The 25922-nt window shown below is 32.7% G+C and carries 24 protein-coding genes, 7 tRNA genes and 1 other RNA gene; 13 read left to right on the forward strand and 19 right to left on the reverse strand.

Going from position 1 to position 25922, the window contains the following annotated elements; all coding sequences use genetic code 11:
• The first annotated feature begins 242 nt into the window (after positions 1-242).
• The 3 genes from BSD9I1_RS06040 (at position 243) to BSD9I1_RS06050 (ending at position 4238) form a co-directional block, all read left to right on the forward strand.
• On the forward strand, positions 243-1772 hold the full coding sequence (locus BSD9I1_RS06040) for a spore germination protein (RefSeq protein ID WP_186429578.1): 1530 nt from the start codon (positions 243-245) through the stop codon (positions 1770-1772).
• The gene (locus BSD9I1_RS06045; RefSeq protein WP_186429579.1) at positions 1756-2922 is read left to right on the forward strand and encodes a Ger(x)C family spore germination protein; all 1167 of its coding nucleotides are present in this window, start codon (positions 1756-1758) and stop codon (positions 2920-2922) included. Before BSD9I1_RS06040 ends, BSD9I1_RS06045 begins: the two co-directional genes overlap by 17 nt.
• Positions 2923-3146: 224 nt before the next feature.
• Entirely contained in the window at positions 3147-4238 is a 1092-nt protein-coding gene (locus BSD9I1_RS06050) for an endospore germination permease (protein ID WP_186429580.1), read from the forward strand.
• Positions 4239-4289: 51 nt separating this feature from the next.
• Here BSD9I1_RS06050 and BSD9I1_RS06055 read toward each other — a convergent pair whose 3' ends face one another.
• The 4 genes from BSD9I1_RS06055 to BSD9I1_RS06070 form a co-directional block, all read right to left on the reverse strand.
• A complete protein-coding gene (locus tag BSD9I1_RS06055; protein WP_186429581.1) occupies positions 4290-5012 on the reverse strand; it encodes an amino acid ABC transporter ATP-binding protein in 723 nt (240 codons plus the stop codon).
• Entirely contained in the window at positions 4999-5670 is a 672-nt protein-coding gene (locus tag BSD9I1_RS06060) for an amino acid ABC transporter permease (protein WP_186429582.1), read from the reverse strand. The genes BSD9I1_RS06055 and BSD9I1_RS06060 overlap by 14 nt, the downstream gene beginning before the upstream one ends.
• 107 nt (positions 5671-5777) lie before the next feature.
• Positions 5778-6596, reverse strand: coding sequence for an ABC transporter substrate-binding protein (locus BSD9I1_RS06065; protein ID WP_186429583.1), 819 nt, complete (start codon positions 6594-6596; stop codon positions 5778-5780).
• 151 nt (positions 6597-6747) lie between these two features.
• Positions 6748-7206: a GreA/GreB family elongation factor gene (locus tag BSD9I1_RS06070; protein ID WP_186429584.1), complete on the reverse strand. Its 459-nt coding sequence runs from the start codon at positions 7204-7206 to the stop codon at positions 6748-6750.
• Between the two features lie 274 nt (positions 7207-7480).
• On the opposite strand from BSD9I1_RS06070, the gene BSD9I1_RS06075 reads away from it, so the two are divergent.
• The 7 genes from BSD9I1_RS06075 to BSD9I1_RS06105 all read left to right on the forward strand — a co-directional run bounded on the left by BSD9I1_RS06075 (position 7481) and on the right by BSD9I1_RS06105 (position 8343).
• Positions 7481-7555, forward strand: a tRNA-Gln gene (locus tag BSD9I1_RS06075).
• Between the two features lies 1 nt (position 7556).
• Positions 7557-7632, forward strand: a tRNA-Lys gene (locus tag BSD9I1_RS06080).
• Positions 7633-7646: 14 nt separating this feature from the next.
• Positions 7647-7730 (forward strand) — tRNA-Leu (locus BSD9I1_RS06085).
• A gap of 281 nt (positions 7731-8011) precedes the next feature.
• Positions 8012-8088, forward strand: a tRNA-Arg gene (locus BSD9I1_RS06090).
• 5 nt (positions 8089-8093) lie between these two features.
• A tRNA-Lys gene (locus tag BSD9I1_RS06095) sits at positions 8094-8169 on the forward strand.
• Between the two features lie 16 nt (positions 8170-8185).
• A tRNA-Pro gene (locus BSD9I1_RS06100) sits at positions 8186-8261 on the forward strand.
• Positions 8262-8269: 8 nt separating this feature from the next.
• Positions 8270-8343: transfer RNA gene (locus tag BSD9I1_RS06105), tRNA-Gly, on the forward strand.
• A gap of 205 nt (positions 8344-8548) precedes the next feature.
• Here BSD9I1_RS06105 and BSD9I1_RS06110 read toward each other — a convergent pair.
• The 3 genes from BSD9I1_RS06110 to BSD9I1_RS06120 all read right to left on the reverse strand — a co-directional run bounded on the left by BSD9I1_RS06110 (position 8549) and on the right by BSD9I1_RS06120 (position 9922).
• Positions 8549-9034: a DUF6773 family protein gene (locus BSD9I1_RS06110; RefSeq protein WP_186429585.1), complete on the reverse strand. Its 486-nt coding sequence runs from the start codon at positions 9032-9034 to the stop codon at positions 8549-8551.
• Positions 9034-9231, reverse strand: coding sequence for a helix-turn-helix transcriptional regulator (locus BSD9I1_RS06115; protein WP_186429586.1), 198 nt, complete (start codon positions 9229-9231; stop codon positions 9034-9036). The genes BSD9I1_RS06110 and BSD9I1_RS06115 overlap by 1 nt, the downstream gene beginning before the upstream one ends.
• A gap of 355 nt (positions 9232-9586) precedes the next feature.
• Positions 9587-9922, reverse strand: a complete 336-nt coding sequence (locus BSD9I1_RS06120; RefSeq protein WP_186429587.1) for a hypothetical protein — start codon at positions 9920-9922, stop codon at positions 9587-9589.
• 202 nt (positions 9923-10124) lie between these two features.
• Here BSD9I1_RS06120 and BSD9I1_RS06125 point away from each other — a divergent pair, with 202 nt between their 5' ends.
• On the forward strand, positions 10125-11234 hold the full coding sequence (locus BSD9I1_RS06125) for a DUF362 domain-containing protein (RefSeq protein WP_186429588.1): 1110 nt from the start codon (positions 10125-10127) through the stop codon (positions 11232-11234).
• Positions 11235-11386: 152 nt separating this feature from the next.
• Here BSD9I1_RS06125 and BSD9I1_RS06130 read toward each other — a convergent pair whose 3' ends face one another.
• From BSD9I1_RS06130 to BSD9I1_RS06140, 3 genes are all read right to left on the reverse strand, one after another.
• Entirely contained in the window at positions 11387-11710 is a 324-nt protein-coding gene (locus tag BSD9I1_RS06130; protein ID WP_186429589.1) for a GNAT family N-acetyltransferase, read from the reverse strand.
• 199 nt (positions 11711-11909) lie between these two features.
• Positions 11910-12791 (reverse strand): metallophosphoesterase, encoded by an 882-nt coding sequence (locus tag BSD9I1_RS06135; RefSeq protein WP_186429590.1) that lies wholly within the window; start codon positions 12789-12791, stop codon positions 11910-11912.
• Between the two features lie 152 nt (positions 12792-12943).
• Positions 12944-13492: a histidine phosphatase family protein gene (locus BSD9I1_RS06140; RefSeq protein WP_186429591.1), complete on the reverse strand. Its 549-nt coding sequence runs from the start codon at positions 13490-13492 to the stop codon at positions 12944-12946.
• A 281-nt stretch (positions 13493-13773) separates the two neighbouring features.
• Here BSD9I1_RS06140 and BSD9I1_RS06145 point away from each other — a divergent pair, with 281 nt between their 5' ends.
• Positions 13774-15186, forward strand: a complete 1413-nt coding sequence (locus tag BSD9I1_RS06145) for a DUF4317 domain-containing protein (RefSeq protein WP_186429592.1) — start codon at positions 13774-13776, stop codon at positions 15184-15186.
• 76 nt (positions 15187-15262) lie between these two features.
• Here BSD9I1_RS06145 and BSD9I1_RS06150 read toward each other — a convergent pair whose 3' ends face one another.
• On the reverse strand, positions 15263-15955 hold the full coding sequence (locus BSD9I1_RS06150) for a tol-pal system YbgF family protein (RefSeq protein ID WP_186429593.1): 693 nt from the start codon (positions 15953-15955) through the stop codon (positions 15263-15265).
• Positions 15956-16214: 259 nt separating this feature from the next.
• Between BSD9I1_RS06150 and ssrS the strand changes: the two genes are divergently transcribed.
• Positions 16215-16406: non-coding RNA, 6S RNA (ssrS, locus tag BSD9I1_RS06155), on the forward strand.
• 120 nt (positions 16407-16526) lie between these two features.
• Here the strand turns inward: ssrS and xylB are convergent.
• The 8 genes from xylB to BSD9I1_RS06195 form a co-directional block, all read right to left on the reverse strand.
• Positions 16527-18023, reverse strand: a complete 1497-nt coding sequence (gene xylB / locus BSD9I1_RS06160) for a xylulokinase (protein ID WP_186429594.1) — start codon at positions 18021-18023, stop codon at positions 16527-16529.
• A gap of 42 nt (positions 18024-18065) precedes the next feature.
• Positions 18066-18944, reverse strand: a complete 879-nt coding sequence (locus tag BSD9I1_RS06165) for an aldose 1-epimerase family protein (RefSeq protein ID WP_186429595.1) — start codon at positions 18942-18944, stop codon at positions 18066-18068.
• A gap of 107 nt (positions 18945-19051) precedes the next feature.
• The gene (locus BSD9I1_RS06170) at positions 19052-19594 is read right to left on the reverse strand and encodes a D-lyxose/D-mannose family sugar isomerase (protein WP_186429596.1); all 543 of its coding nucleotides are present in this window, start codon (positions 19592-19594) and stop codon (positions 19052-19054) included.
• Positions 19595-19663: 69 nt separating this feature from the next.
• Entirely contained in the window at positions 19664-20617 is a 954-nt protein-coding gene (locus tag BSD9I1_RS06175) for an ABC transporter substrate-binding protein (RefSeq protein ID WP_186429597.1), read from the reverse strand.
• A gap of 55 nt (positions 20618-20672) precedes the next feature.
• Complete coding sequence (locus BSD9I1_RS06180; protein ID WP_186429598.1) at positions 20673-21683, reverse strand: ABC transporter permease; 1011 nt, start codon at positions 21681-21683, stop codon at positions 20673-20675.
• A gap of 32 nt (positions 21684-21715) precedes the next feature.
• Entirely contained in the window at positions 21716-23257 is a 1542-nt protein-coding gene (locus BSD9I1_RS06185; RefSeq protein WP_186429599.1) for a sugar ABC transporter ATP-binding protein, read from the reverse strand.
• 158 nt (positions 23258-23415) lie between these two features.
• Positions 23416-24888: an ATP-binding cassette domain-containing protein gene (locus BSD9I1_RS06190; protein ID WP_186429600.1), complete on the reverse strand. Its 1473-nt coding sequence runs from the start codon at positions 24886-24888 to the stop codon at positions 23416-23418.
• Entirely contained in the window at positions 24889-25914 is a 1026-nt protein-coding gene (locus BSD9I1_RS06195) for a sensor histidine kinase (protein ID WP_186429601.1), read from the reverse strand.
• Positions 25915-25922 lie beyond the last annotated feature (8 nt).

The following is a 25922-nucleotide window of genomic DNA, read 5'->3' on the forward strand; positions in this document are numbered from 1 at the left end:
CACACCCTTAATCAACTTAATTTTTTCACTAATGTATTTATTTTCCATTATTATATCATATTTATTATTTAGACAAAATAAAAAACACCTATAAATTAAATCTGGAAATTGTTTGATCTGCCCTGCTTTGCCAGGTAACTACTTTATCCCATAGACCTGAGATTATGAATAAAAATGCTTACTTGGTAAATAATAAAAAAAGTTACCTTCTATTACAAATTCGGTATAGAAAGGTGGTTTATATGAGCAAAGAATATAAAAATATTCAAATTTCCAATACGCTAAAAGAAAATGTGGATTTTATAAAATCTATTTTAGAAAACAATATATCTATCATATACAAAGAATTTGAGAGCAGGGCTAAAAACAGCCTCCTATTTTGCATTATATTTTCAGAAAACCAATGTGATATAGATAGAATATCTAGAAATATTTTGAATCCAATTATGTCTACAGAACTTGGGAATCATATACCCAATGATAATAGAATTGACTTAATATTAAATAAAGTAGTTTTAACTTATGATAATAATAGGTTAAAAGATATCGAAGCATGTATTGATAACATTTTAAACGGAAACACAATTTTATTTGTAGATGGATGCAGCGAAGCTATTTCAATAAATACAGAACAGAAAATACAAAGATCTATAACTGAACCAGAATCAAACAAAGTAACACGAGGTCCAAAAGAAGGCTTTACAGAAGCTATAGAAACAAATATAGCTTTAATCCAGCAAATAATTCATTCTCCTGAACTAAAGTTCAAGACTTTAACTTTGGGAGTGCAGACAAAAAGTAAGATCTGCATAGTTTACATGGATAATATCGCTTCTCACGATATACTTTGTGAATTAGAAAAAAGGCTAGACCTAATTGATGTAGATGCTATTATAGACTCTCATTATATTGAAGAATTCATTACTGATACACCATTGTCTGTATTCAACACAACTGGGTATACTGATAGGCCAGATGTTGCCTGCGGGAAACTGCTTGAAGGAAGAATTTTATTAATTTGCAATGGAAGCCCTGATGTAATTACGCTGCCCTTTATTTTTCTTGAAAACTTTCAATCCAATGAAGATTATTATAAAGGCTTTGCTGCAGCAAGTTTTTATAGAATTTTAAGGTTTATGGCATTTATTATTACTACATGTACTCCAGCTATATATCTAGCTATAACTACATATCATCAGGAGTTATTACCTACACCGCTTTTAGTAAGTATATTGGCCTCCAGGGATTCTGTCCCTTTCCCAACTATAGTGGAGCTGATATTTATGCTTTTTGTATTTGAGCTTATTATAGAAGCCAGTAGAAGACTCCCTTCAAATATAGGGCAGACAGTTAGTATTGTTGGGGCCCTAGTTCTTGGTGAAGCTGCAGTTTCCGCTAGATTTATCAGCGCACCTATAATAATAATAACTGCAATAACAGGTACTTCAAGTTTTTTAGTTCCATCTATAGAAGGACCAATTGTTTTTATAAGAATAATGAATCTTATTTTCGCTGCACTTCTTGGACTATATGGCTTTATATTTTCCATAATTATACTTGAAATATACCTATTTTCTCTACGGTCATTTGGAATTCCCTATACTCTAGGACTTTCAACCTTTAGAAAATATGACCTTCAGGATACTTTAATAAGATCTCCCTGGTGGTATATGAAATATAGACCAAGACTTATATCAGCGAAAAATTTTCTTCGTCAAAAAGTTAAAGGGAATAATTTTCCCAAAGGTGGTAACGATGAAAGGAATAAGTAAATGGGGTTTAGCTTTTATATTACTAATAAACTCTATATTACTCTCAGGCTGCTGGAGCTATAACGAAGTAAATGACAGGTTAATAGCAACTTCTGCAGGTATTGATTATATTGAAAAAAGTGAAAAATATAGAGTTACTATAAAGGCTATTAATGCAAAGCCAGGTGAGAGCGGAGTAAATATTATACCAGAAGTTATATCTGTAGAGGGAGATGGAGTATTTGATGCAATAAGAAAATCAGCTCCATTATTGGGAAAAAAAACTTTTTGGAGCCATATGCAAACTTTAATAATAAACGAAAATATAGCTTCTAAGGATATTCTAAACACAATTGACTTTTTTAATCGTGATCCAGAGGTAAGACAGGATTGTACGGTTTATATTACTTCAAGTAAAACCGCAGAGGAAATAATACGATTAGAAGCTAACCTCCAAGAAAAGATGAACTATAACTTAAGCGATGCAATAAAGACTCAAAGATTTGTAGGTTCATTTCCTGCACTTGATCTTCATGAATTTATAGTACGTTCAATGGAGGACACTGTTGAGCCTATTCTTCCAATTATAGATTTTCACTCGGATGGAGATTTAGCTCCAAACCTAGGAGGATCTGCTATATTTCTTAAAGACAAAATGATTGGCAAACTAAGTAGTAATGAGACACTGTTCACCTTACTAATAAGGGACGACATTATTAGTCCTTTACTATTGATTGCTATTAATAAAGAAGGCTTAGAAAAAGATATTCCAAAAATTACTCTTGAAATTTATAAATCAAAGTCCAAAATAACAGCAAATATAGATAATGAAGATATAAAAATTATTATAAATATTGAAATTGATGCAGGCATTGCAGAACTAGGTACTCCCCTTGATTTTTCAAAATTAGAATATACTGACGCAGTAAAGTCACTAGGTGAGGAAGAAATAAAAAGCCAAATTATCGGAACAGTTAAAAGGGTCCAAAGGAAGTATAAATCAGATATCTTTGGCTTTGGAAAGGCTGTACAAATAAGTGATCCTAGGCTATGGAAAATGATAAAAACTGAATGGCCCGATAAATTTAGCACACTGCCCGTATCGATAAACTTGAAATTAAATATTACAAATACCGGAAAAACTACGAAGTCATTAGGAGGAAGTGAATGATTTGAATATATTTCTAGTCATTTTATTATACGCATTTTTATTCATAATAGATGGCTACCCTATAGTGAAAGGCTATAAAAAATGTAGCCCTCTTTCTTATTTGATAATATTTTTTACAGCTTTTTCTTTGAGTATTTTAACATCTTTAAGGATAAAGGTGCCAAGTCCAGCAAAAGGTATAGAGAATATAATACTATTTATAATAGGAAAATAGGAGATTTTCTATGAGGGAAGTAATATCAAAAAAACAAACTATTGCTTTAATTGCAGCATTTATATTAGATGGCTCAATAATACTTCCTACTGCACCAGAAGCAGGTCGAGATTTATGGCTTTCTATAATAATAGCAATTTTTATTTCTTGTGGATTGTTTTGGCTTTATTCAGAAATACAGATGCTTTATGTAGGTAAAGACCTCTTTGATGTATGTAATTTAACCCTAGGCAAATTCATTGGTACCCTATTAAATATATTATACATTTGGTACTTTCTACATTTAGCCTCATTGACCTTAAGAGATTTCGGGGAATTTATGAGTGTTCTTACAATGCCTGAAACACCAAAGTTTGTTATAATGCTTGTACCATGCTTTATTTCCGCATATGCAGTAAAAAAAGGCATTGAGGTAATAGGACGATTCTCATTATTTTCAAGCATATTTACATTTACTATAATAATTATTCTTGGTATATTATTAACACCTGAAATAGATATCAAAAATATGCTTCCCATAATGGGCGATGGTGTACCTAGAGTAATAGTAGGCGCTTGGTCAGCTGTAACGTTCCCTTTTGGTGAATGTGTTATATTTCTTTGTATAACAAATAACATCAATGATTCTAAGCTTGTTAAAAAATCATATTTTACAGGGCTTGCTATAGGAGGGTTATTTTTATTATTTGCTAGTTTATGCGAAATATTAACATTAGGTGAGGAAATGTATGGTTCATTATACTTTCCAGCTTATAGAGCGCTAAGCAGAATACGTATTGGAGATTTTATTCAAAGACTTGAAATAATCGGAGGCCTAGTACTAAATGTATTTGGGCTCATTAAAATAAGTATATGCATATATGCCAGTTCCATAGGAATCAGCAAGATATTAAAAGTGCAGGATTATACAGCAATAGTAATTCCAGTAGTCTTGGTAATGTTTAATCTTTCAAATATACTTTATGAAAACATAATGGAACTAGTATCTTGGACTTCACAGATTTATAAATATTATGCACTTCCTTTTCAGCTGTTTTTTCCTATTATAATTCTTATTGTATCAAAGATAAAAAACACCAAAGATACTAATGTGCCTCTATAGCCAAGGCACTTCTTGCCACGTGCCACCCACGTGGCAAGTGGCAAGTTATTATTACATTACCTTTTCTAAGAATTCTTTAGCACGAGCAGATTTTGGCTTTGAGAAGAAAACTTGAGGAGTATTATCTTCGATTATCTGTCCTCCATCTAAAAAACAAATACGATCTGCTACTTCACGAGCAAAGCCCATTTCATGAGTTACTAGCACCATAGTAATACCAGTACCTGCAAGGCCCTTAATTACATTGAGCACTTCCTTTACCATCTCTGGATCAAGGGCGCTTGTAGGTTCATCAAATAAAATTACCTCAGGATCCATAGCAAGGGCACGAGCTATTGCAACACGCTGTTTTTGTCCTCCAGAAAGTGTTGCTGGATATACCTCTGCCTTTTCTGAAAGACCCACCTGTGAAAGCAGACTTAGTGCTTTATCTTCAGCTTCACTTTTGCTCATCTTCTTCACCTTTGTAGGAGCATAAATCATATTTTCCATAACAGTCATATGAGGGAACAAGTTAAAATGCTGAAATACCATCCCAACCTTTTGTCTTATTGCCATTATATCTGTACCTTTGTCAGTAATATCAACCTCATCAATAAAAATCTTACCTGAAGTTGGAGTCTCCAGTAAATTCATACATCTAAGCAATGTTGACTTCCCACTGCCAGAGGGACCAATTATAGCTACAATTTCACCTTTTTTAATTTCCATTGAAATATTATTGAGTACTGTAAGTTTGCCAAAAGTTTTTGACACATTCTCAACGTTTATCACTTCTATTAACCCGCCTTTCAATCCATTTTCCTATCATAGATAACACCATTACCAAAACGTAATAATACACAGAAATAACTGCATACGGTTCGAAGGCACGATAAGTATCGGATACAATCATTTGTCCAGCTCGCAGTAATTCCACAACCCCAATGGTGGAAATTAATGTAGTATTTTTCATAAGTCCAATAAACTCATTAATTAAACTTGGCATAACACTTTTAATAGCCTGTGGAAATATAATATCCCTGATAGTTTTTCCATAAGGCACTCCAAGGGCCATCGCCGCTTCCCTCTGTCCTATATCTACCGCCTGAATACCTCCACGTAAGCTCTCAGAAATGTACGCTGCTGAATTAAATGCAAAAGTTATGCATCCTAGTTCAAAATTTGAAAGAGCTTTTAGTGCAGGAAATAATTGCGGAAGTCCGAAATATACCATAAACACCTGTACTAATAGAGGTACTCCTCTAAAAACAGATGTGTAAAATGCCCCAAATGCTCTCAGCACTTTAAATCTTGATAATTTCATAAGCGATAATGGAATAGAAATCAGTATGCCTAATAATAAAGATACAGCTGTTACATTAATGGTTGTAATGGTTGCCCTATATAAATATGGCAAATATTTCATCATAAAACTAAAATCAAGTTGCATATAAATTCTCCTTTATAAAATTAGATACAAGCCATAAAAATTACCTTCCCATCAGTAATCCTTACAGCTTGTACTATCTCTTTTTCTAGTTAAATTATTTTAAAGTACTAATCTACGTAATCTTCCCCTAGCCATTTTGTAATTATTTGCTTCAATGTACCATCTTCTTTTAATTTTTTAATTTCCTTGTTAAAAACAGGTACAAGTTCGCTTCCTTTTGGGAAACCAATATTAAATGTATCTAAGGATCCTAACTCTACTTCCTTTGAATCTATAACGAAAAATGATAGCCCCTCATTTTCTGATGATATTTTTTTAGCCCCTGTTCCGCCAGTAATTGCTGCATCTACACGCCCCATAGCTAATTCCTGAGTAACTGCAGCTTGACCGTCAAATGTTACTAATTGCGCCCCTTTAATTTTCTTAATGATATCCTCGTAGTTAGTACCTGTACTACATGCAACTTTTTTACCGTTCAAGTCTGCTACTGAGTCTATACTTGACCCCTTCTTTATTAATACCCCAACTTTACCTGTAGCATACTTGTCTGAAAAGTCTATGCTCTTAGCACGTTCTTCAGTATAACTCATTCCAGAGATTACGAAGTCCGCTTGCTTTGCTTGAAGAGAACCAATTAAACTAGAAAAAGGCATATTCATTATTTCATATGTGAAACCAAGGTCTTGTGACATTTTGTTTAAAATGTCTATGTCCAACCCTTCATATACTTCTTTCCCCTTTGAATCTACTGTTACTGTTTCAAAGTACTTATAGTTAGCACTCATAGCTACCTTCAAGTGTTTTCCTGATAATGCTTTTCCACTATTTTCAGCAGCCGCTGGAGCTGAATCAGCTTTTTTTCCACATCCAGCTAGTGTAACAGTACATAATGTTAATGCAAGAATAAACTTTATCACTTTTTTCATTGCTTTTCCCCCTAATATTTACTACTTAATTTGACGATAGAATAATTATACTACCACTTGCATAATAATGCAATATGTTTTATGTATATTTATAAGCTTATATGCAAAAATAAACTTGCCACGTGGGTGGCACGTGGCAAGTGGTAAATTTCTATGTAATTTTAAGTATTTTAATTGTATAATCACCTTCTGGTGAACTTACTACGCAGGTACTGCCGACTTTCTTTTTATATATGGCAGCTCCTAGTGGAGATTCCACTCCAATACGCCACTCTGCTGGATTGCTTTTTAATGTAGTAGTTAAAGTTATTTCCTGCTGCTCTTCATCTTCTACAAATTCTATTAGTATTTTATCTCCAATATTACATTCATCAATGCGGACTTCATCCGCCACTTTTGATGTTCTAATCATCCTTCTTAGGTACCCTAGTCTTCGGTTATTTTCATAATATCGCTGCTTAGCTGCTATATACTCAGCATTTTCTGATCTGTCACCGTGTGCTGCTGCCACCATCTTTTCACGAGCTATTTCTGCTCTTAGCGTTGTATTTCTATAATCATACTCCTTTTGCAAGGCTTCTAAATCTTCCTTTGTTAAGATATTATGCATATTACTCACCCTTCAATTAATATAATTACCTATTTTTGTAATATAATTATACGTTATTAACCTATTTCTGTAAATAATATTATGGAATAATATAGGCAATTTATCTTTCCTAATTTATAGATTTATTTTATAAAAACGCTTCCGAGCGTATCTTTATGTGAAATTTTAAACATAAGCTCAAATAATATAGGAAATGCAATTTATTTCACATATACGACATATTATTATATTTTTAAACTTTTCTATTTATGATAAGATAACTTTCGTCACATACTGGGATGTCGCCAAGCGGTAAGGCACGGCACTTTGACTGCCGCATTCGTAGGTTCGAATCCTGCTATCCCAGCCACGGTTCACTAGCTCAGTTGGTAGAGCACATGACTTTTAATCATGTTGTCCGGGGTTCGATTCCCCGGTGAGCCACCAAATAAATTTAATATGCAGGTGTGGCGGAATTGGCAGACGCACTAGACTTAGGATCTAGCGCCTACGGCTTGCAGGTTCAACTCCTGTCACCTGCACCATAAAAAAGATAGATACTTATTTTAAATAAGTATCTATCTTTTTTATTTTTACCTCACACTGAACCTAGAGGATTTAAGACTTATAAAAACGTGTCCGTGTGTATCTTTATGCAAAATGTCGAATATATTGTCGAATAGTAAAGGTATTATGACTTATTTTTTGCATACCCCTCATTATCAACTTTATAACCTTTTTATTTATGATAACATATCTTTTGTCGCAAACAATAGTTCTTATGGAAACATAGTACATGCAGTTTAGTTTGCAAAGTTTAAAATATGCGTCTTTAGCTCAGCTGGATAGAGCAACGCCCTTCTAAGGCGTGGGCCAGGAGTTCGAATCTCTTAAGACGCACCAAATATGCGCCATTAGCTCAGTTGGTAGAGCACCTGACTCTTAATCAGGGTGTCCTGGGTTCGAATCCCTGATGGCGCACCATTAACAAATTTTATATCGGGGTGTAGCGCAGATGGGAGCGCGCGTGGTTTGGGACCATGAGGTCGCAGGTTCAATCCCTGTCACCCCGACCACAAAACCTGCGGGTGTAACTCAATGGTAGAGTGCTAGCCTTCCAAGCTAGTTACGAGGGTTCGATTCCCTTCACCCGCTCCATAAATAATGAAAACACAAAGGATAAAATTCCTTTGTGTTTTTTATTGTCTTCTTTATACTAAATGATTTGTATCAATTAGCTTAATAATAATTCTTTCTCCCTTATGACTACTTACAATTTCCCGTATAGCATTTCTAGCTCTTATACTGGCCTGCTTCATATTTATAGATTATCTTGCCACTTGCCATGTGGGTGGCACTAATATTAGTCATTATCCTCATCATTTAACATAGACTCAATTTTCTTTTGCTTTTTCTTGTTTACTATATAAAGAGTTTCAAATGCTATAAATGTAATAATAGATGACGACAAAAAGGTTACGGCTGCAACTAATAGAGTATTTATAATATCCCTCTTAAACCACTCTCCTAATTTCATATAATTAAGGGTAGTATTAATAATTGCAACAACAAGTCCAGTAACAAGGCTATTTAGCACAACAAGCTTTTGGCTGTATTTCGAAGATTCAAACAGGTCATTTCCGACCATTATATTACGAACTATGATATATACGGAAATAGCAATAAATAAAATTACCTCAACTGCATATTGTGAAAATGGTGCATTAAACATATATTGTTGAATTAACACCGATAAAAGCAATCCATAAAAAAGTATTTGAAATGCATCGCTTCCTATTTTCCTTTTCTGTATTAAAATTCTTTCATCTTGAATTTTTTCTCTTCTCATCAAATTTCCTCCCAAAATAAATCATTTAATGTTTTACCAAGTGCTTTACATATTGCAATGCAGAGGTTAAGTGTCGGATTATAATTTCCTGATTCAATTAAGCCAATAGTTTGTCTTGTTACCCCCACAATTATTGCTAAATCTTCTTGTTTCATATCGCATTCCAAACGAGCAATTTTCATTCTTTTATTTTTCATATTTTCCCTCCTTATATTACATATTGTAATCCAAACATTACCCAATGTCAACTATATATTGCATATTAATAAAAAACATAAGTAGACTTAATTTAAAGCCCACTTATGTTTTTGTGCTATTTTTAAGTTTTGTACCTCTTATGGGAAACCATGGCCTATTTAAGGCTCTCTTCTAACCTATAATTTTCTTGAAACCAAAGATTAAAGTTGCTTTCTATAGCTCTAATATCATCGCATTGAACAAAATCACTTATTTTATCCTTTATGTTTTCTAATATTTATTCAAAATCATCTGGATTAATTCTGCTCATATAAAACAAGCTCCTTTCTTGCAAGAATAATTGAGACTATAATCCTAATCTAGTTCCTTTACAACCTCTTCAGAAGAATAAACCTGTTTTTGCTCATAATTCATAATAGCTTCAAACATTTTACCAGCTGTTTCTTCAGATATATCCTTATCAAAGAATAGCAAGGCTTTATCTCCATATGAGCTGCTCACTGCATCCTTTGCAAAAACTTTGCCTTCATGATCCGATAATATTTCTGTGATTTCTCTTCCCAAATATGCAAACTCATCGCCCTTGTTCCAAGAAACAAATCCTATAAGGCTTTTAGCCTCGGAAGAATCAAATCCATTTTCTATAAGAACATCATGCCAGGTATTGCATAACAAATCATCTTTAGTCATTGTATAGCCTCCTCATTATCTTTTCCTATAGTTTTTACTTATTTCTATAATTATATTATAGGCCATGAAAGATTCCTCCATAGATTGGCTTATACCTATACTTTTATTTATTTTCATTCCTTCATTCTTAAAATATTAGCATTGATTTTATTTGCTGTAATATTTATACTAAAAATATTGAAATATCATTGGGAGGGTCTTTATGGAAAAATCTAAGGTATATTTTACAGACTTAAGAACTAGACCAGGTTTAAATTTATTAGACAAGCTTGAAAGATTGGTAAAAAAAGCTGGTATAGAAGGTATTGATTTTAAAGATAAATTTGTGGCAATAAAAATTCACTTTGGCGAACCAGGAAATCTAGCTTATATAAGACCAAATTATGCTGCAAAGCTTGTAAAGTTAATAACTGAATTAGGCGGCATGCCATTTTTAACAGATTCTAACACTTTATATACTGGTAGAAGATCTAATGCAATCGACCATTTAACTGCAGCTTTTGAAAATGGTTTTAATCCATTAACTGTAGGCTGTAACATAATTATTGCAGACGGTCTTAAAGGAACAGAATATAGAGAAATTGAGGTTAATGGTAAACACTGCAAAACTGCAAAAATAGGCTCTGCTATAGCTGATGCTGACATTGTAATTTCTATGAACCATTTTAAAGGTCATGAAATGACTGGATTTGGCGGTGCTTTAAAAAACCTAGGCATGGGTTCTGGATCAAGAGGTGGAAAACTAGAGATGCATTCAGCCTCTCAACCTAAAATAAAGGATAAAAACTGCAAATCTTGCTCACAATGCATAAAAAGCTGTTCTCAAAATGCTATAGAACTAGGTGAAAATAAGATAGCTGCTATAAATTATAGTAAATGTATTGGCTGTGGCCAGTGTGTTGCAGTATGCCAATTTAATGCAGCACAGGTTATCTGGAATGAGTCAGCAGACACTGCTAATGAAAAGATAGCTGAATATGCTTATGCTGTTATGAAGGATAAGGAAACTTTCCATATTAATTTTATAATGAATGTTTCCCCTGACTGCGATTGTTTTAATGCAAATGATTTACCTATTGTCCCTGATATAGGTATAGCTGCATCATTCGATCCTGTAGCTCTTGATAAAGCAAGTGTTGATTTAGTAAATAGTGCTCCAATTATTACTGGATCTATACTTTCAGATAAGCACTATCATGAAGGTCACGATAAATTCAGCCATGTTCACTCAAATACAAATTGGGAAACTGGATTAAAACATGGTGAAGAATTAGGAATAGGTACTTTAGACTATGAATTAGTAACCATATAACAATAAATAATCCACGGAATCAAATCCAGTGGATTATTTATTATTACAGTCTATTAGGATATATCCTGATTTGAATTTACACAATATAATAAGCATAGATGTCTATCACAATTGTGATAACTATCTATGCTTATTATATTGTGTAAGACTATCTAATGTTTTCCATCTATTTTACATGCAATAGCTTCATCATCAATGTCTTTAGACATTATATCTGCATACAATTCCTTATGTCCTTTAAGCCAAGTGTTTGCATATGAACACGTAGCCGTAGTTTTAAGACCTTTTTCTCTTAAATATTCAGCAACAACCTCCAGCATCTTTCCTGCTACGCCCTGTCCTCTTAAAACTGAATTAACATAGGAATGATCAATATCTACCTCTCCATTTTCTTTAAAAACAAAGGTCGTCTCTGCCATCAATTCACCTTTTTCGTCTATGCTGTATATACGTCCATCTTCATATTTCCAATCCATATTTTCTCCTCCTTTAGATAAAAGTTGTTATTTTATATATTTTTCTAACTTCATCTCGCCTATATATTTATTGACATTGGCCTTTTCTTTTAAATACCCTATATAGGTATTATTATAGCATATGCTAACTTAATTTCAATATAAACTTAATATATGATTCTCTTAATCCTAATATGAGCATAAAATAAACCGGAGACTTTTAATCTCTATAACTTTCTATCCTTTCCGGCCCTCCTATTACTTCCCTCTTTACCACTAATACTCCATCCTTCATCACCTTTATACTCCACTTTATAAGAGCTATTTCTCCATTTTCTATTTCAATAGCACTTATAGAATACGGCATAACACAGCAGCCGTCATTAAAGTAAGGAGTCTTTGATGGACTAGGAAACTTACTTCCGTGGGTATGTCCAGTAATTATAGGCTGATTATTTTCTTTTACCCACTCTTCGATTTTTCTATCTACTTTATCTCTTTTAGTATTACTTTTTGCAGGGCTGGTGTTATTCCTAAAACCAAAGTTGGCCTCTAAAAATCCCCATATATACCTAACAACATATTTAGTAATAAAACTTAAATTATAGTTTATACAGTCTAATTGATTTCCATGGGTAACAAAAAAGTCCAAGTTTTTATTATCCTTATTATCACTTTTATATCTAAGTATTAGCCCCTCATATATATCTAAGTTATTGTAAAGCTTACAGAGACAGCTTTCCCCTCCATTTCCGTCCCTTCTCTTACATAGTTTCTTACTAAAGCTAGCTCTTTTTTTCACCTCATCATGATTACCATAAATCATATAAAGTCTATTATGTTCTTTAAATTTTAAAAGTAAATGGAAAATATCTTTATATATCTCATATATATCTTGTATTTTTCTAACTTCCCAAAGTTCATCTCCATCACCTATTTCTATATAGGAAAATCCATTGTCATAATAATAATTTAAAGCTGTAATGTATATATTAGAGTTTGGAAGAAAGTTGTCTTTAAAGCTCCCATCTCCCCTATGGCAATCGCTTATTAACACTATCTTTGACTTATCATTAATTTCAATAATAGGCGATTTTTTCATTACCTTATTTAAAATATCATTTTTAAATATGATATACCAACTCCGAAAATTATTGATATATCATTATATGCGGGGAGAAAAAAAGTGCCACCCACATGGCAAGTGGCAAGTTAATTCAACTTGCCACTTGCCATGTGGGTGGCACCATAAGATTAAATGCTTCTCCTATTCATAAAATCTGACAAGGATAATTTACTAAGAACTTCATATCCCATTCCCTGTCCCAGTGGCTTAATAATAACTGTTCCCATGTTTGGAATTTCACCTAATCCAATTTCTCTTGGAAAACTGTGAGCAATAATAACCCTATTACTTCCTTCAGGGGGCTTAATTTCTAATCTTGATTGAAGAGAATGTACTATTTGCTTTTGCTCTTCTGCTGGCAAATTTCTACTTAAATTATAAATTTCAACCCAAAATGGATCTATTTGAACAGCTGCTCTTCCGAAAGCTAATCGTGCAGTTTCTATGGTTCTACAAAATGGACTAGTTACAATTGGATAACTAATAGGAATTCCTAAGTTACGAAGAATTTGTCCATAATAAACTGCCTGTCTTCTACCTATATCAGAAAGATTTCTTTGGGTAAAACAGTCTCTAAAATTCAAATTAGGCTGATCCACTCCTACCGTTGCTTCTCCATGTCTAGCATATAGTATATATCCACCCTTTCTAAGTAAATCAAATAATGATTTGTTCAACTTGACTTCTCCCTTGCAAATTTCTTACTATTTTTCCCAGGTGCCTGGCCCCTTACACATATCTTATGCTTGTATTTCCTAAGTGCTCACTGCTTTATTGAATATAAATAAATTTCTTCACCTAATTTGGGAGATTTGCATTTTACTATGGACCACAGTAGACATTCTTTGGTTGCTAAATAAACTCTTTAATTAATTTTAGAAAAATATTATACTTAAATAGTAATAATATTTTAATTGATATATTATAGATAAAAATTACTAGATTGTGGGGTTTATACATGAGAAAAAAAGATTTACTTGAGTTAAAAAAACGTCTTAAAAAGGATCATTGTACCTTCACTAAGATGTGTGGCTGCTATGTTAATGGGGAAAAAAATATTATTTTAAAATTTAGAGAAACCTTTCTAAATTTAAATGAAGATGAATACTTTAAGTACTTAGAAATTGCTAAAAAGGTACTGTCTGGAACCATTGGGAATAATATTTTAGAGCTTAACTTCCCAGTTAATGAAGACCTTATAAATGAAAAACAAATTTCTCTTATGCAGCTTAAAACCAGTCAATTAAAAAATGATGCTATACTGGATGATTTTTATCAATCCATAATAGATAATTATGATTATACTGGCAATTTTTTAATACTTCTTTTTCATGACGCATATGACGTTATTACTAAAACTAAGGATAATTCAAAGATAGATGAATCTGAAGAAGTATATGAATATGTTTTATGTGCCATATGTCCTGTTTTACTTTCAGATCCTGGTCTTAGATACTTTGAAGAAGAAAATAGAATACAAGCACGTATTAGAGACTGGGTGGTTGGTGCCCCAGCTAATGGTTTTGTGTTTCCTGCCTTTATTGAGCGCAGTGCAGACGTTAACTCAATTATGTATTACACAAAAAATCCAAAGGATATACATCCTGAATTGATGGAAAATGCTTTAGGTTGTTATTCAAAACAAACTGTTGCTATACAAAAGGATACATTTCAATCAATTATTAAAGATTCCTTTAGCGCTGATGAAGAGAAGGCTAATAAAGTTTTTATGGACATACAAGACAACTTAAACACTATGATAGATGAACACAATTCCATATATGATGATACAGATGCTGAACCTATAGCCTTAACAAAAAATGATGTACAGACCCTTTTAATAGAAAGCGGGGTTCCCGAGGAACTTACTACTAGGATTGAAAAGTCCTATGTTGAATGCTTTGGGGATGACCTTCCTTTAGCAGAAAATTTAATTGATGCAAAGGTACTTAAGGCAAATGAGCAGAGAAAAAAGGAAGAAAACCTTAAAAAACAAGTAGAAGTACTTCAAGCTAGACTGGAGCAAATTAAACAAGAAGCCGCTGTAGACAATGAAACTCCCCTATCTACAGAAGTTAATGATGTTGAAGCTAATGATGATAATGGAGCTTTGGAAGAAACTTTAGGAGAAGTTTCAGAAACTTCTTCAGAAGAAAACTTAGAGGGTGCTTTAGAAGCTGATTTAGAAGGAACTCTCGATACAAATTCATCAGATAGCAAAGTTACTCCTGACTATGATGTTATACTTCAAGTAAAGCCTGAAAAAATACCTGAAATAAAATCTCAAATAATTGATGGCCAAAGATGCATAGTTATTCCTATTAATGAAAATGAACAAACTACAGTTAATGGCTTGGATGACCTAATTTAGTTCCTAGAATTAGGTCTCCCCCTATTCCAATGAAAATTTTAAGCCAATGCTTATGAGATTAAGCATTGGCTCTTTACTATTTACTTTCTATTTCTTTTATCATTCTCTCAGCAGAAGAAACAAATTGAGAGCTTGGATAGTTTTTTATTACCTTCTTAAAGTACACTAGTGCATTAGCATTATCATTAAGTTCTTTATAACTGTCCCCTAATTGATAAGTAAGCCAAGGCATAAGACTTGCGTCTGGCTTAATCTTATAAGACATCTGTAGCTTTGGCAAAGCCTTCTCATAATTTCCTTGTTTATATAATTTATTGCCTTCATTATATATGTCCCATATTTCCTTCGTAGTTAACTTAGATCCATCAACATCTTTACTAGTCTGATCTTGTCCAGATTTTGTGTCATCCGATTCTTGTTTGATATCTTTATCATTTTCCTCTTTAGTATCCTTATCATCTTTATTGGATTCAGTATTTTCATTATCTAAAGTTTTATTATCCTCATTTGATTCGGTATTTTCTTTATCCAACTTTTCATTATTCTCATTTGATTCATTATCTGATTTATCTAAGTCATTATTTCCCTCTGAAATTTGCTCTGTACTTTTCTTTGAAAGATCTATTGTGCTATTGTCAGCCTGGCTCTTTTTAGGACCATCACCAAGAATTAATCCAATCCCGTAGCCTATGATAAAAATAGCTACCAGCACAAAAAGGGTTGAAATTATTAAGATGTTCTTTGTTTTTGCATTTTTCTTTTTAGTCACTTAATTACCTCCCTGGAATTCTTAATACAACTGATAATTTTATAATAATATTATGGATTTAATATGAATGTGTACAAGATTTATACTGATTAATTATATATTCTTTTTAATAAAAAATCATAACCTTGCTAATAACATTAATTAAATAGTTATATCTGAAATAAATTGGTTTAAATTACCATAGATATATCTCTTGTATAGTAACTCTATATATGTTATTATATGTTTGTAGCAAATAATAAATATTTGTTAATAACTATACTTTCTGAAATACTCGTTAAGCTCTTATTTTGAACCTACATTTAAAATTCGGGAGTTCAATATTTAGATGCGGAAATGTACCTTCTTGTGAGTCCCTATGCGGCATTGAAGGCGATTGAAACATCTGTGAGGACACCCACCTATCGAAGGATAGGTGTCAAAATTAGAGTACCGGTATTTTGGATATATAATTAGAAAATTTAAGCCAATGCTTGGTTAAGCATTGGCTTTTTGATATGGCACAAATAAAATATTACATATAAAAAAACAGAACAAATTACTTTGCTCTGTTTGCAGACTTTCTTTTTTATTAAAGCATATTTATCTCCCTAAAAGATTCTTTTAGCTTAGGATATAATTCATTATATAACTTATAATATTTATTATATCTCTCAACATTTTCAGCAATTGGTTCTAGTGAATCTGTAACGGTTATAAGCTTTTCACAAGCTTCATCTACACTTTTGAACAAACCACAACCTACAGCAGCTAATATTGCTGCTCCATAAGCTGGGCCTTCCTTAGAATTTATAACTTGCACCTTTACTCCAAATATGTCAGCTAAAATTTGTCTCCATAAGTTGCTCCTTGCTCCACCGCCAGTAACCCTTACAGCTTCTACAGAAACTTTTAAGCTTTTTAATATTTCTAGAGAATCCCTAAGTCCAAAGCATACTCCTTCAAGTATTGATCTTGTCATATCTCCTCTAGTGCTGCTAATATTTAATCCAAAGAAAGTTCCCTTTGCATTAGGATCACTATAAGGAGTTCTTTCACCCATAAGATATGGCAAAAATATAATTCCATTGCTTCCTATAGGAGAGCTTTCTGCTTCTTTTAATAATCTTTCAAAAACGTCTCCTTCAATATCTTTATTAATATTTTCAATCCACCATTTTAAACATGAAGCTGCTGAAAGCATAACCCCCATTTGATGCCATTTTCCATTAGCGTGGCAGAAGGAATGTAATCTATTATCCTTATCTACTTCGTAATTATCACTACTTACAAAAACTACTCCAGAAGTTCCTAATGATACGGATAATACTCCTGCTTTAACAGTTCCTGTACCCACAGCTCCAGCGGCATTATCTCCACCACCACCAACAACTACAGTTTCACATGAAAGTCCTGTATAACCCGCTGCTTCCTTAGTCACTTTTCCTGTTATTTCCCAAGATTCATATACCTTAGGAAGAACTTTTTCATCTATTTCAAGTATTTCAAGCATTTCACTTGACCATTTTCTGCTCTTAACGTCTAACATAAGCATACCTGAAGCATCTGATACATCTGTAGCAAATTCTCCTGTTAACTTATATCTTATATAGTCTTTTGGTAAAAGTATATGAGCAATCTTATTAAACACTTCTTCCTCATTTTTTCTAACCCATAAAAGTTTTGGTGCAGTAAAGCCTGTTAAAGCTTTATTTCCTGTATAAAGTGACAACTTATCCTGTCCAATGTGGCTATTTAAATAGTCACATTCATCTTGAGTTCTCTGGTCACACCAAAGTATAGCAGGTCTTAAAACATTACCTTCTTTATCTAAAAGAACAAGACCATGCATCTGTCCACTAAATCCTATTCCATTTATACTTTCTCCATCCATATTGGGGTTTTTTACAATTTCTTTTATCCCATCTTTTGTAGCATTCCACCAATCTTCTGGATTTTGCTCTGCCCAGCCAGTCTTAGGATAACTAACATCATAATCCCTTGAAATTGATGCAGTTACCTTACCTAACTCATTCATAACTACTATTTTTACTGAGGAAGTGCCTAAATCTATACCCAAAAAGTTCATATTAAATCCCTCTCTATCTATAATGAATTTATCAATTTTTTACTAATCATTAATAGAAATACTCCACTTATTTCTATAGCTTTCCTTTGGCTTTAAGGATATTAAATTAGGTTGTTTAGAAATATCTTCTATAATATCCTGCCTGGAAGGTAGTGATGTCCATGGTTCAATGCAAATATATGGTATTTCTATCTTAGGCCAGTGCCATAGTCCTAGATAATCCATATCTGGATAAGACACCGTAATACTTTTTCTTCCATTATGGGATTTTAATGTAACTTCTCTACTCACATCTCTTAAAATTATAGCATCATCATCAAAAAGATTATGCTTTAAATCAATGTATTTTCCATCACGCATCATATAAGGTGTATCTTCTCCTTCTACAAAACAGGTATCAGACATACCAACACGATATGGAGTTTTACATTCTTTAAATTCTAAATAGTAATCTTCAAACTTTAATCCGTCTTCAGCTGGAACATTAAATCCCGGATGCCCGCCTAAACCAAAATACATAGTTTTATTATCATTATTTATTACTTCATAGGTAATTTCCAGTGTATTTTCTACTAATTTCTCATGAATCTTGTAAGTAAATAAAAATGGATACTGCTTCATGGTTTCTTCATTATGATGCAGCACAAAGGATATACTGTCAGATGTGCGATTTTCCACTTCAAATTCTAAGGAATATGCAAACCCATGAATATCCATATAATAAGTATTACCTTCAAATATATATTGACCTTTTGTAAGCCTTGCTACATAGGGAAAAATATTAAGCGCTTTATAGTTCCATGTATTTATATCGCCCTGCCATAAATACTCAGTGCCGTCTTTTCCTAAAACAGACTGTAATTCTCCTCCTAATGAAGAAGTAGTCACTGTTAAATTATTGTTTCTAATTGTATAATTCATATTTTTATACCTCGCACTTTAAACTACTTTTAATCTTTGATGGAGATATAGCGTTATGATTAATCATAACGCTATATCTTCATTAAGCTATAATATATTTTCTATTATTATTCAATTACTGGTATACGAGAAATACGTGGGTCTGTGAAAATATCATATTCATCATAGCTCTTTGTACTAAATTCTGATACAACTGCACCTTCAGGACCTGCTTGGAACCAATGCTTTGTATTTGGCACAAGTGTAAACTGATCTCCAGGATGAAGTACAATTTCTCTTCTTACCGTATAATACTCTTCATCACCCCTTGGCGGCTTAGCAGATATGCTTTCAGTTGATTCTCCATCTATATATAGATAAACTAAACCATATCTACAGCGGAAGGTTTCTTCCTTTCCCATATAACCGTTATCTAAAGGTACATGTGTATGTTCAGGGCAAGTCTGATTTGGTAGTAAAACCATTTCCTTAGCACAGCATAACTCTGTATTTACATAAGTAACTATTTGAAGTCCTGTTCTATATATATCATTTAATCCAAAGTCAGCTACTTCTAAATTTTCTTTTTCTCTATCTGTTAATATAATATGTGCTTTTTCATATATTTCTAAGGATTTTTCCTTAATTTCATTATAAAGTTCCTTTTTCATTGTATTTTCCCCCTTTGTAGAAAATCAAGGTTATCGCTCTGCGATAACCTTAAAACTTATATTAGTTCATTATTTTACAGTTTCTTTAGTGATAACTGAAACACCAGTGTCAACACTTTTCTCTTTTATTTCTTCTCCATTTATTCCCTTAACAGCTGCTTTAAGACCTTCATAACCCATTACATCTGGATTTTGAGCCATTGTAGCAATAAGAGAACCATCTTTTATTAATGAAAGAATAGCATCTGATTTATCAAATCCAATACCAACAACTTTTCCTGCCGCACCTGCACCTTTGATTGCGTTACCAACACCAACTGTACTTCCTTCGTTTGTTCCAAATATTCCTACAGCACCTTGTGTAATATAGTTATCAGCAATATCTTGTGACTTAGCTGCGTCTCCTTCACCATATTGAGTTTCTAATAATTGGAATTTTGTACCTGCAAAAGCTTTACGGAAGCCAGCTTCACGCTTAATAGCTGTTTCTGCAGAAGAGTTAAAGTTAATTATACCAATTTTACCTTCTTTTTTACCAGCAGCTTCTAAAGCTTTTAACATTTCTTCTCCAGCCTTTTGACCAGCTAACTCATTGTTTGTAGCAAATGTAGCTAATGCTTCATTTTTTGCTGGTGAATCTACATAAACTACTTTAATTCCGGCACCAATAGCTTCCTGTAATGCAGCAGAAATAGCATCTGGGCCATTTGCAGCTATCATTATAGCATTTGCACCATCAGCAACAGCATTGTTAACACGTTCTATTTGCTGAGCATCATCTTTTTTATCTGGAGCCATCCACTTATATTCAATATTTCCAAGTTCCTGAGCTGCCTTTTGAGCACCTTTATCCACTGATACCCAGTGTTGATCCGTACTATCCATAGTAATTAATATAACCTTTTTAGCTTTCCCTGAAGCAGCACCTGATCCAGAAGTAGACTCTGCTTTCTTTCCACATCCAACAGCTAATGTAGCTACCATACCTACAGCTAATAAACTTGCCAAAAATCTTTTCTTCATAGTTAATATCTCCCCTTATCCTTAATAATTAAAATTTTATATTAAAGCATAAGCTTTAATTTTTTCTTCTAATTTTTCCTGTTCTAATGATAACATCTAATAAAACTGATACTATAACAATTGTTCCAATTACAATATTACGCATAGCTACAGGTGCACCTGCAAATTGAAGACCATTTTGTAAAACTCCCCAAATTGAAGCACCAACTACTGTACCAATTAGCAGACCCTGTCCACCAAGAGTTGAGACTCCACCTATAACTGAAGCTGCAACTGCGTACATTTCATACATGTTACCTGCATCCATAGTACCCATACCAGCTGTTGCAGTTGTCATTAATCCAACTACACAAGCACATATTGCACTTACAATATAAGCATTCATTACAGTTTTAACAACGTTAACTCCAGATAACTTAGCTGCTTCAAGGCTGCTACCAACTGCATAAATGTAGCGTCCTGTACGAGTTTTACTTAATAAGAAGTTAAATAATAAGAATAATATTAGTGCAATCCAAATAGCATTATAAAGTCCAAAGGTCTTGCCATAGTAAAATAGGTCTCTAAAACCTTTTGCAGCCTCACCAATGGCATCAGTATTGTAGTTGTTATTAACAATTTGAGCAACACCTCTAGCCACTGTCATAGTACCTAATGTAGCAATAAATGGTGGCAGCTTACACTTTGAAACTAAAGCTCCATTAGTGATTCCCACACCAATACAAACAGCTAATGTAATCAACGCAGCAACCCATGGGTTCATACCCTTTGTCATTAAAGTTGCAGATATCATACCACTCATACCTACAACGGAACCAATTGATAAATCAATGTTACCTGTTATAAGCACATAGGATTGTCCAATACCAATAATTAAAATTGGAGCAATCTGTCTAAGTAAGTTTCCAATATTTCTTGAAGAATAAAAGGATGGACTTAAAATACTGAATACAACACACAATACAATTAACCCTGCAGTAACAGTAAGTACTTGTCCCATACCTCTGATTGCTAATAATCTTTTCAATATACTTTGTTTTTCTCTATTTCCAATTTTAGCTTCCATCTTCTACCTCCTTAATCTATTATTTATATTATCTAAACATTAATTGTTTTTTCAGCATTTTGGTTAATTTGTTTATCAATTTTTTTATCAAATTTTGTTGCATATTTTAATATAATGTCTTGAGTAGCTTCTTCAGTTCTCAATTCTCCAGTGATTTTACCATCACACATAACCACGATTCTATCACTGATTCCCATAACCTCTGGCATTTCAGAGGAAACAAAAAGGATTCCTATACCTTTCTTCTTTAATTCATTCATAAGATTATAAATTTCAACCTTTGCTGCTACATCAATTCCCCTTGTTGGTTCATCGAATATAACCACACGAGAATTTCTTGCTAGCCATTTACCAATTACCACCTTCTGCTGATTTCCACCAGAAAGTGTTCCAGCATCTACTGCAGAATTTGCAAGCTTAATTTTCAAATCCTTAACAGCCCTATCCACCATCTCTTTTTCCTTTTTCTTATTTACGACTCCCATACTATTGCAAATCAAATCAAGGTTTGGCAGAGCAATGTTATCACTAATGCTTAACTTAACACATAGTCCATCTTTTTTTCTATCTTCTGGCGCAAGCACTATACCAGCTTTGATGGCATCTATTGGACCATTAATATCAACTTTCTTACCATCTAATATAATTTCACCTGAGTCCTTTGGATCCACTCCAAAGATTGCCCTTGTAGTTTCCGTACGACCTGCTCCCATGAGCCCTACAATACCAACAATTTCTCCTTCATAAAGATCAAAATCAATATCACGAACTAATTTACCTGCATTTAAATTTCTCACTTCTAGTATCTTTTTGCCACGTTTACATTCAACACGTGGAAACTTTTCTTTAATTTCACGACCTACCATATGAGAAATAAGTTCAGGCATTGTAACATCTGCAAAATTCATAGAAGTTATATATTTACCATCTCTCATGATTGTAACACGATCAACTATATGTTCTAACTCTTCTAAACGATGGGATATATAAACAATACCACATCCCTCTGCTTTTAACATATTTATGATTACAAACAAATCATCAATTTCCTTTGAAGTTAGTGCAGATGTAGGTTCATCCATGAAAAGTATCTTTACATTTTTTGAAAGTGCTTTTGCAATTTCAACCATCTGCTGCTTCGAAACAGGTAAGTCTCCAACAACTGTATTTGGATCAATATCAATATTTAATTTATCTAAAATTGCCTTTGCCTCTCTATTCATTTCCTTGTTAGAAAGGACTCTGGAATGTACTTTTTCACGACCTAAAAAAATGTTTTCTGCTACTGTAAGATGAGAACACATATTTAATTCCTGATGAATGATAGCTATTCCTAATTCTTGTGCCTTTTTAGGTGTTAAATCTCCTTGAGGTTTTCCAAAAATTTTAACTTCTCCACTATCTCTTGTATATACGCCGCTTAGTATTTTCATAAGAGTTGACTTTCCTGCACCATTTTCTCCTAGCAGGGCTAGTACCTCTCCAGCTTTCAGATTAAAGGATACATCATCTAGTGCCTTTACCCCAGGGAAACTCTTATTTACATGATTAACTTCAACTATGTAATCCTGCATAAATTTCACCTACCCTTTATGTTTATCGTTTACATATATAGTATAGCATTGATAATTTCTTTTAATAAGGGGAGTGATTTTAGATTTATGGGGTCATTTTTTTGTTCTTTTATCTTATTTTAAGAAAAAGCCCAAATAAATGACCCCATTTATTAGTTTTATCGAAGAAAGTTTATATAATCATAGTCTTTAAAAAGATGAAACTCACTATTATCATATTCACTCCTAAACTTTCCTTCCTCAATAACAATTAATCTATCCGATACAATTAAAGAGTCTGCTATATTAACAGCTAAAATAATCACAGTAATTCCTTTTTTCTTCAATTCATTAATAAGATTAATTATGTGGCGTCTTAAATACATATCTGCGCCTGAAAAAGGCTGTATACAAAAGACAATCTTAGGATTATATAAGTGAATTCTATAATAAATTAGGTTATATAAGGAGTAGGGTTTTAGTTTATCCATGCTTACCTCATAAATGTCTTTCCCAACTAGAGGTTCATACTCACGAATAATGCTTTTTTTGATTCTTTTATTTAAAGAAATGTACTTTTTTTTCCCATCTAATAAAAAACATAGATTATCAATATAACTCATCTCATCAAAAACCATAGTTTCCACGGGAAATTCATTAATAAATGCCACACTATTTTTTAGGGGCTGAGCAGCTCTATCTTTCGTATAAAGCACATCATCTACAAAAATATTGCCCTCTTCCTGTGTTATTTCTCCGCTCATTAATTTAACAATATCGGTAAGCACTGTATTATTTTTATCCAATATCACAGTGCATTCCCTCTTCTTTATATTAAGTGTCATATTTCTCAAATTATTAGTTTTGATATTTTCAAAGGATAAGATTCCCCTTTTATCTTTCTTATTTGTTTTAACTTTTTCAATGCTGGGTAGTTTAATGATATAGGGAATGATTTTTTCGTTAGTAAACTCTTTATTATCTAATACCTTTAATATTTTCCCATCTCTCATTAGCGCTATTCTATTGCAAATTTTAAATGCTTCCTCATGGTGATTACAAATATATAAAAATGAAAAACCCTTTTCACAATAATATTTTAGAAGCTTATGAAATTTAGCTAAATCTGCTACACTAATATAACTGCTAATATCTCTAATAACAATGAACTTGCATCCTGTTACAATAGCTCTTAAAAGTTCTACTATGCACTTTTCATAGGGACTAAGACTAGCAACCAATTCTTTCCCCGAGATATCAATACCTATTTCCTTTGTAAATAGCTGCAGCTGAGCATTTAGCACAGAAGGATTAATGAAGTATTTTTTAAACCCTCTACGAAGTACAAAGATATTATCTGCCACTGTTAAATCTTCTATTAGTCTGCTTCTTTGTTCAATAATAGCTACTTTGTTTATAGTCATAAGGCTGTGTTCATAGTTATTTACCAAAGTCTCATTAAAATAAACACGCCCATAATGAATAGGAACATTTTGACTAATTAGCTCAATCAAAGCCTCTTTTCCATGGATATTTAAGCACACAAGTCCCATGATTTCTCCCTGAAATATATGCAAATTAAAATTATCTAGTAAAGTTACATCATCTTCTATATATCTAACTCTTTCAAATCTCAAAATCTCACTTTTCATTTAATGTTCCTCTACATCCTTATCTATTAATGGAAGTGTAATCTCCACATCTGTACCTACATTCAAAGTACTGTAAATATAAATTCCAAACTCTTCACCAAACAAAAGCCTAATTCTGTTATTTACATTTACTATAGCAATGCCACCCTTTTTCTTACCATCTGATTTAATATACTCTAAGGAAGAACTATTAAGCTTATTATTAATTTCTGTTAAGCTTTCCTCTGTCATGCCAATCCCATCATCTGAAATTATAATAATTAGACGATTGGGAGTAGTTTCCATTTTTATGCGCAAGTGCCCTTTACCAATCTTCCTTTCAATTCCATGGTAAATAGCATTTTCCACAATAGGTTGAAGCGTTAACTTTGGCAGTCTATATCTCAATATTTCTTCTTCTCCCTCACTATCATACTCAACACTAAAATTTACTCGATCTCCAAAACGATATTGTTGAATAATATAATAGTTATATATATTGCTCAATTCATCTTCTAAAGTTACTAGATTTTCCACATTAGAAATGGTATAACGAAAAAATGTAGCAAGAGCCTCTGTCATTTTTGCTACATTCTCCAATCCTGCATTTAGAGTTTCTCCCCTAATGCCCTCTAAAGTATTATATAAAAAATGAGGATTGATCTGGTTTTGCAAAGCAAGGTATTGAGCTTGCTTTTTTGTTGCATTGATCAATTCCTTAGTATTTATAATTTCTTTAAATTTTTTAACTACTTCCTCAATCTCAGGACTTAAATATATGCTTTGATCAAATATACCTTGAATTGTATATCCAGTGGCAAATAACTGAAGTATCCTCATATGCTTCTTATATGGATTATAAATGTATTTATAACAGGCATATAAAATAAGTCCCAGCATTAAATATAACGTTATAATAAACAAATACTTGCCTCTATTGATAGAAAAAACAGTAATTATACCAAGCAACAAAAAAACAAATGCCATGAGTATGAAAAAAGCATAAATAATTCGATAGGAAATATATTTGCTTCTTTTATTAATCATATTATAAT

Source organism: Clostridium sp. BSD9I1, assembly GCF_900185645.1.
Lineage (GTDB): Bacteria > Bacillota > Clostridia > Clostridiales > Clostridiaceae > Clostridium_AK.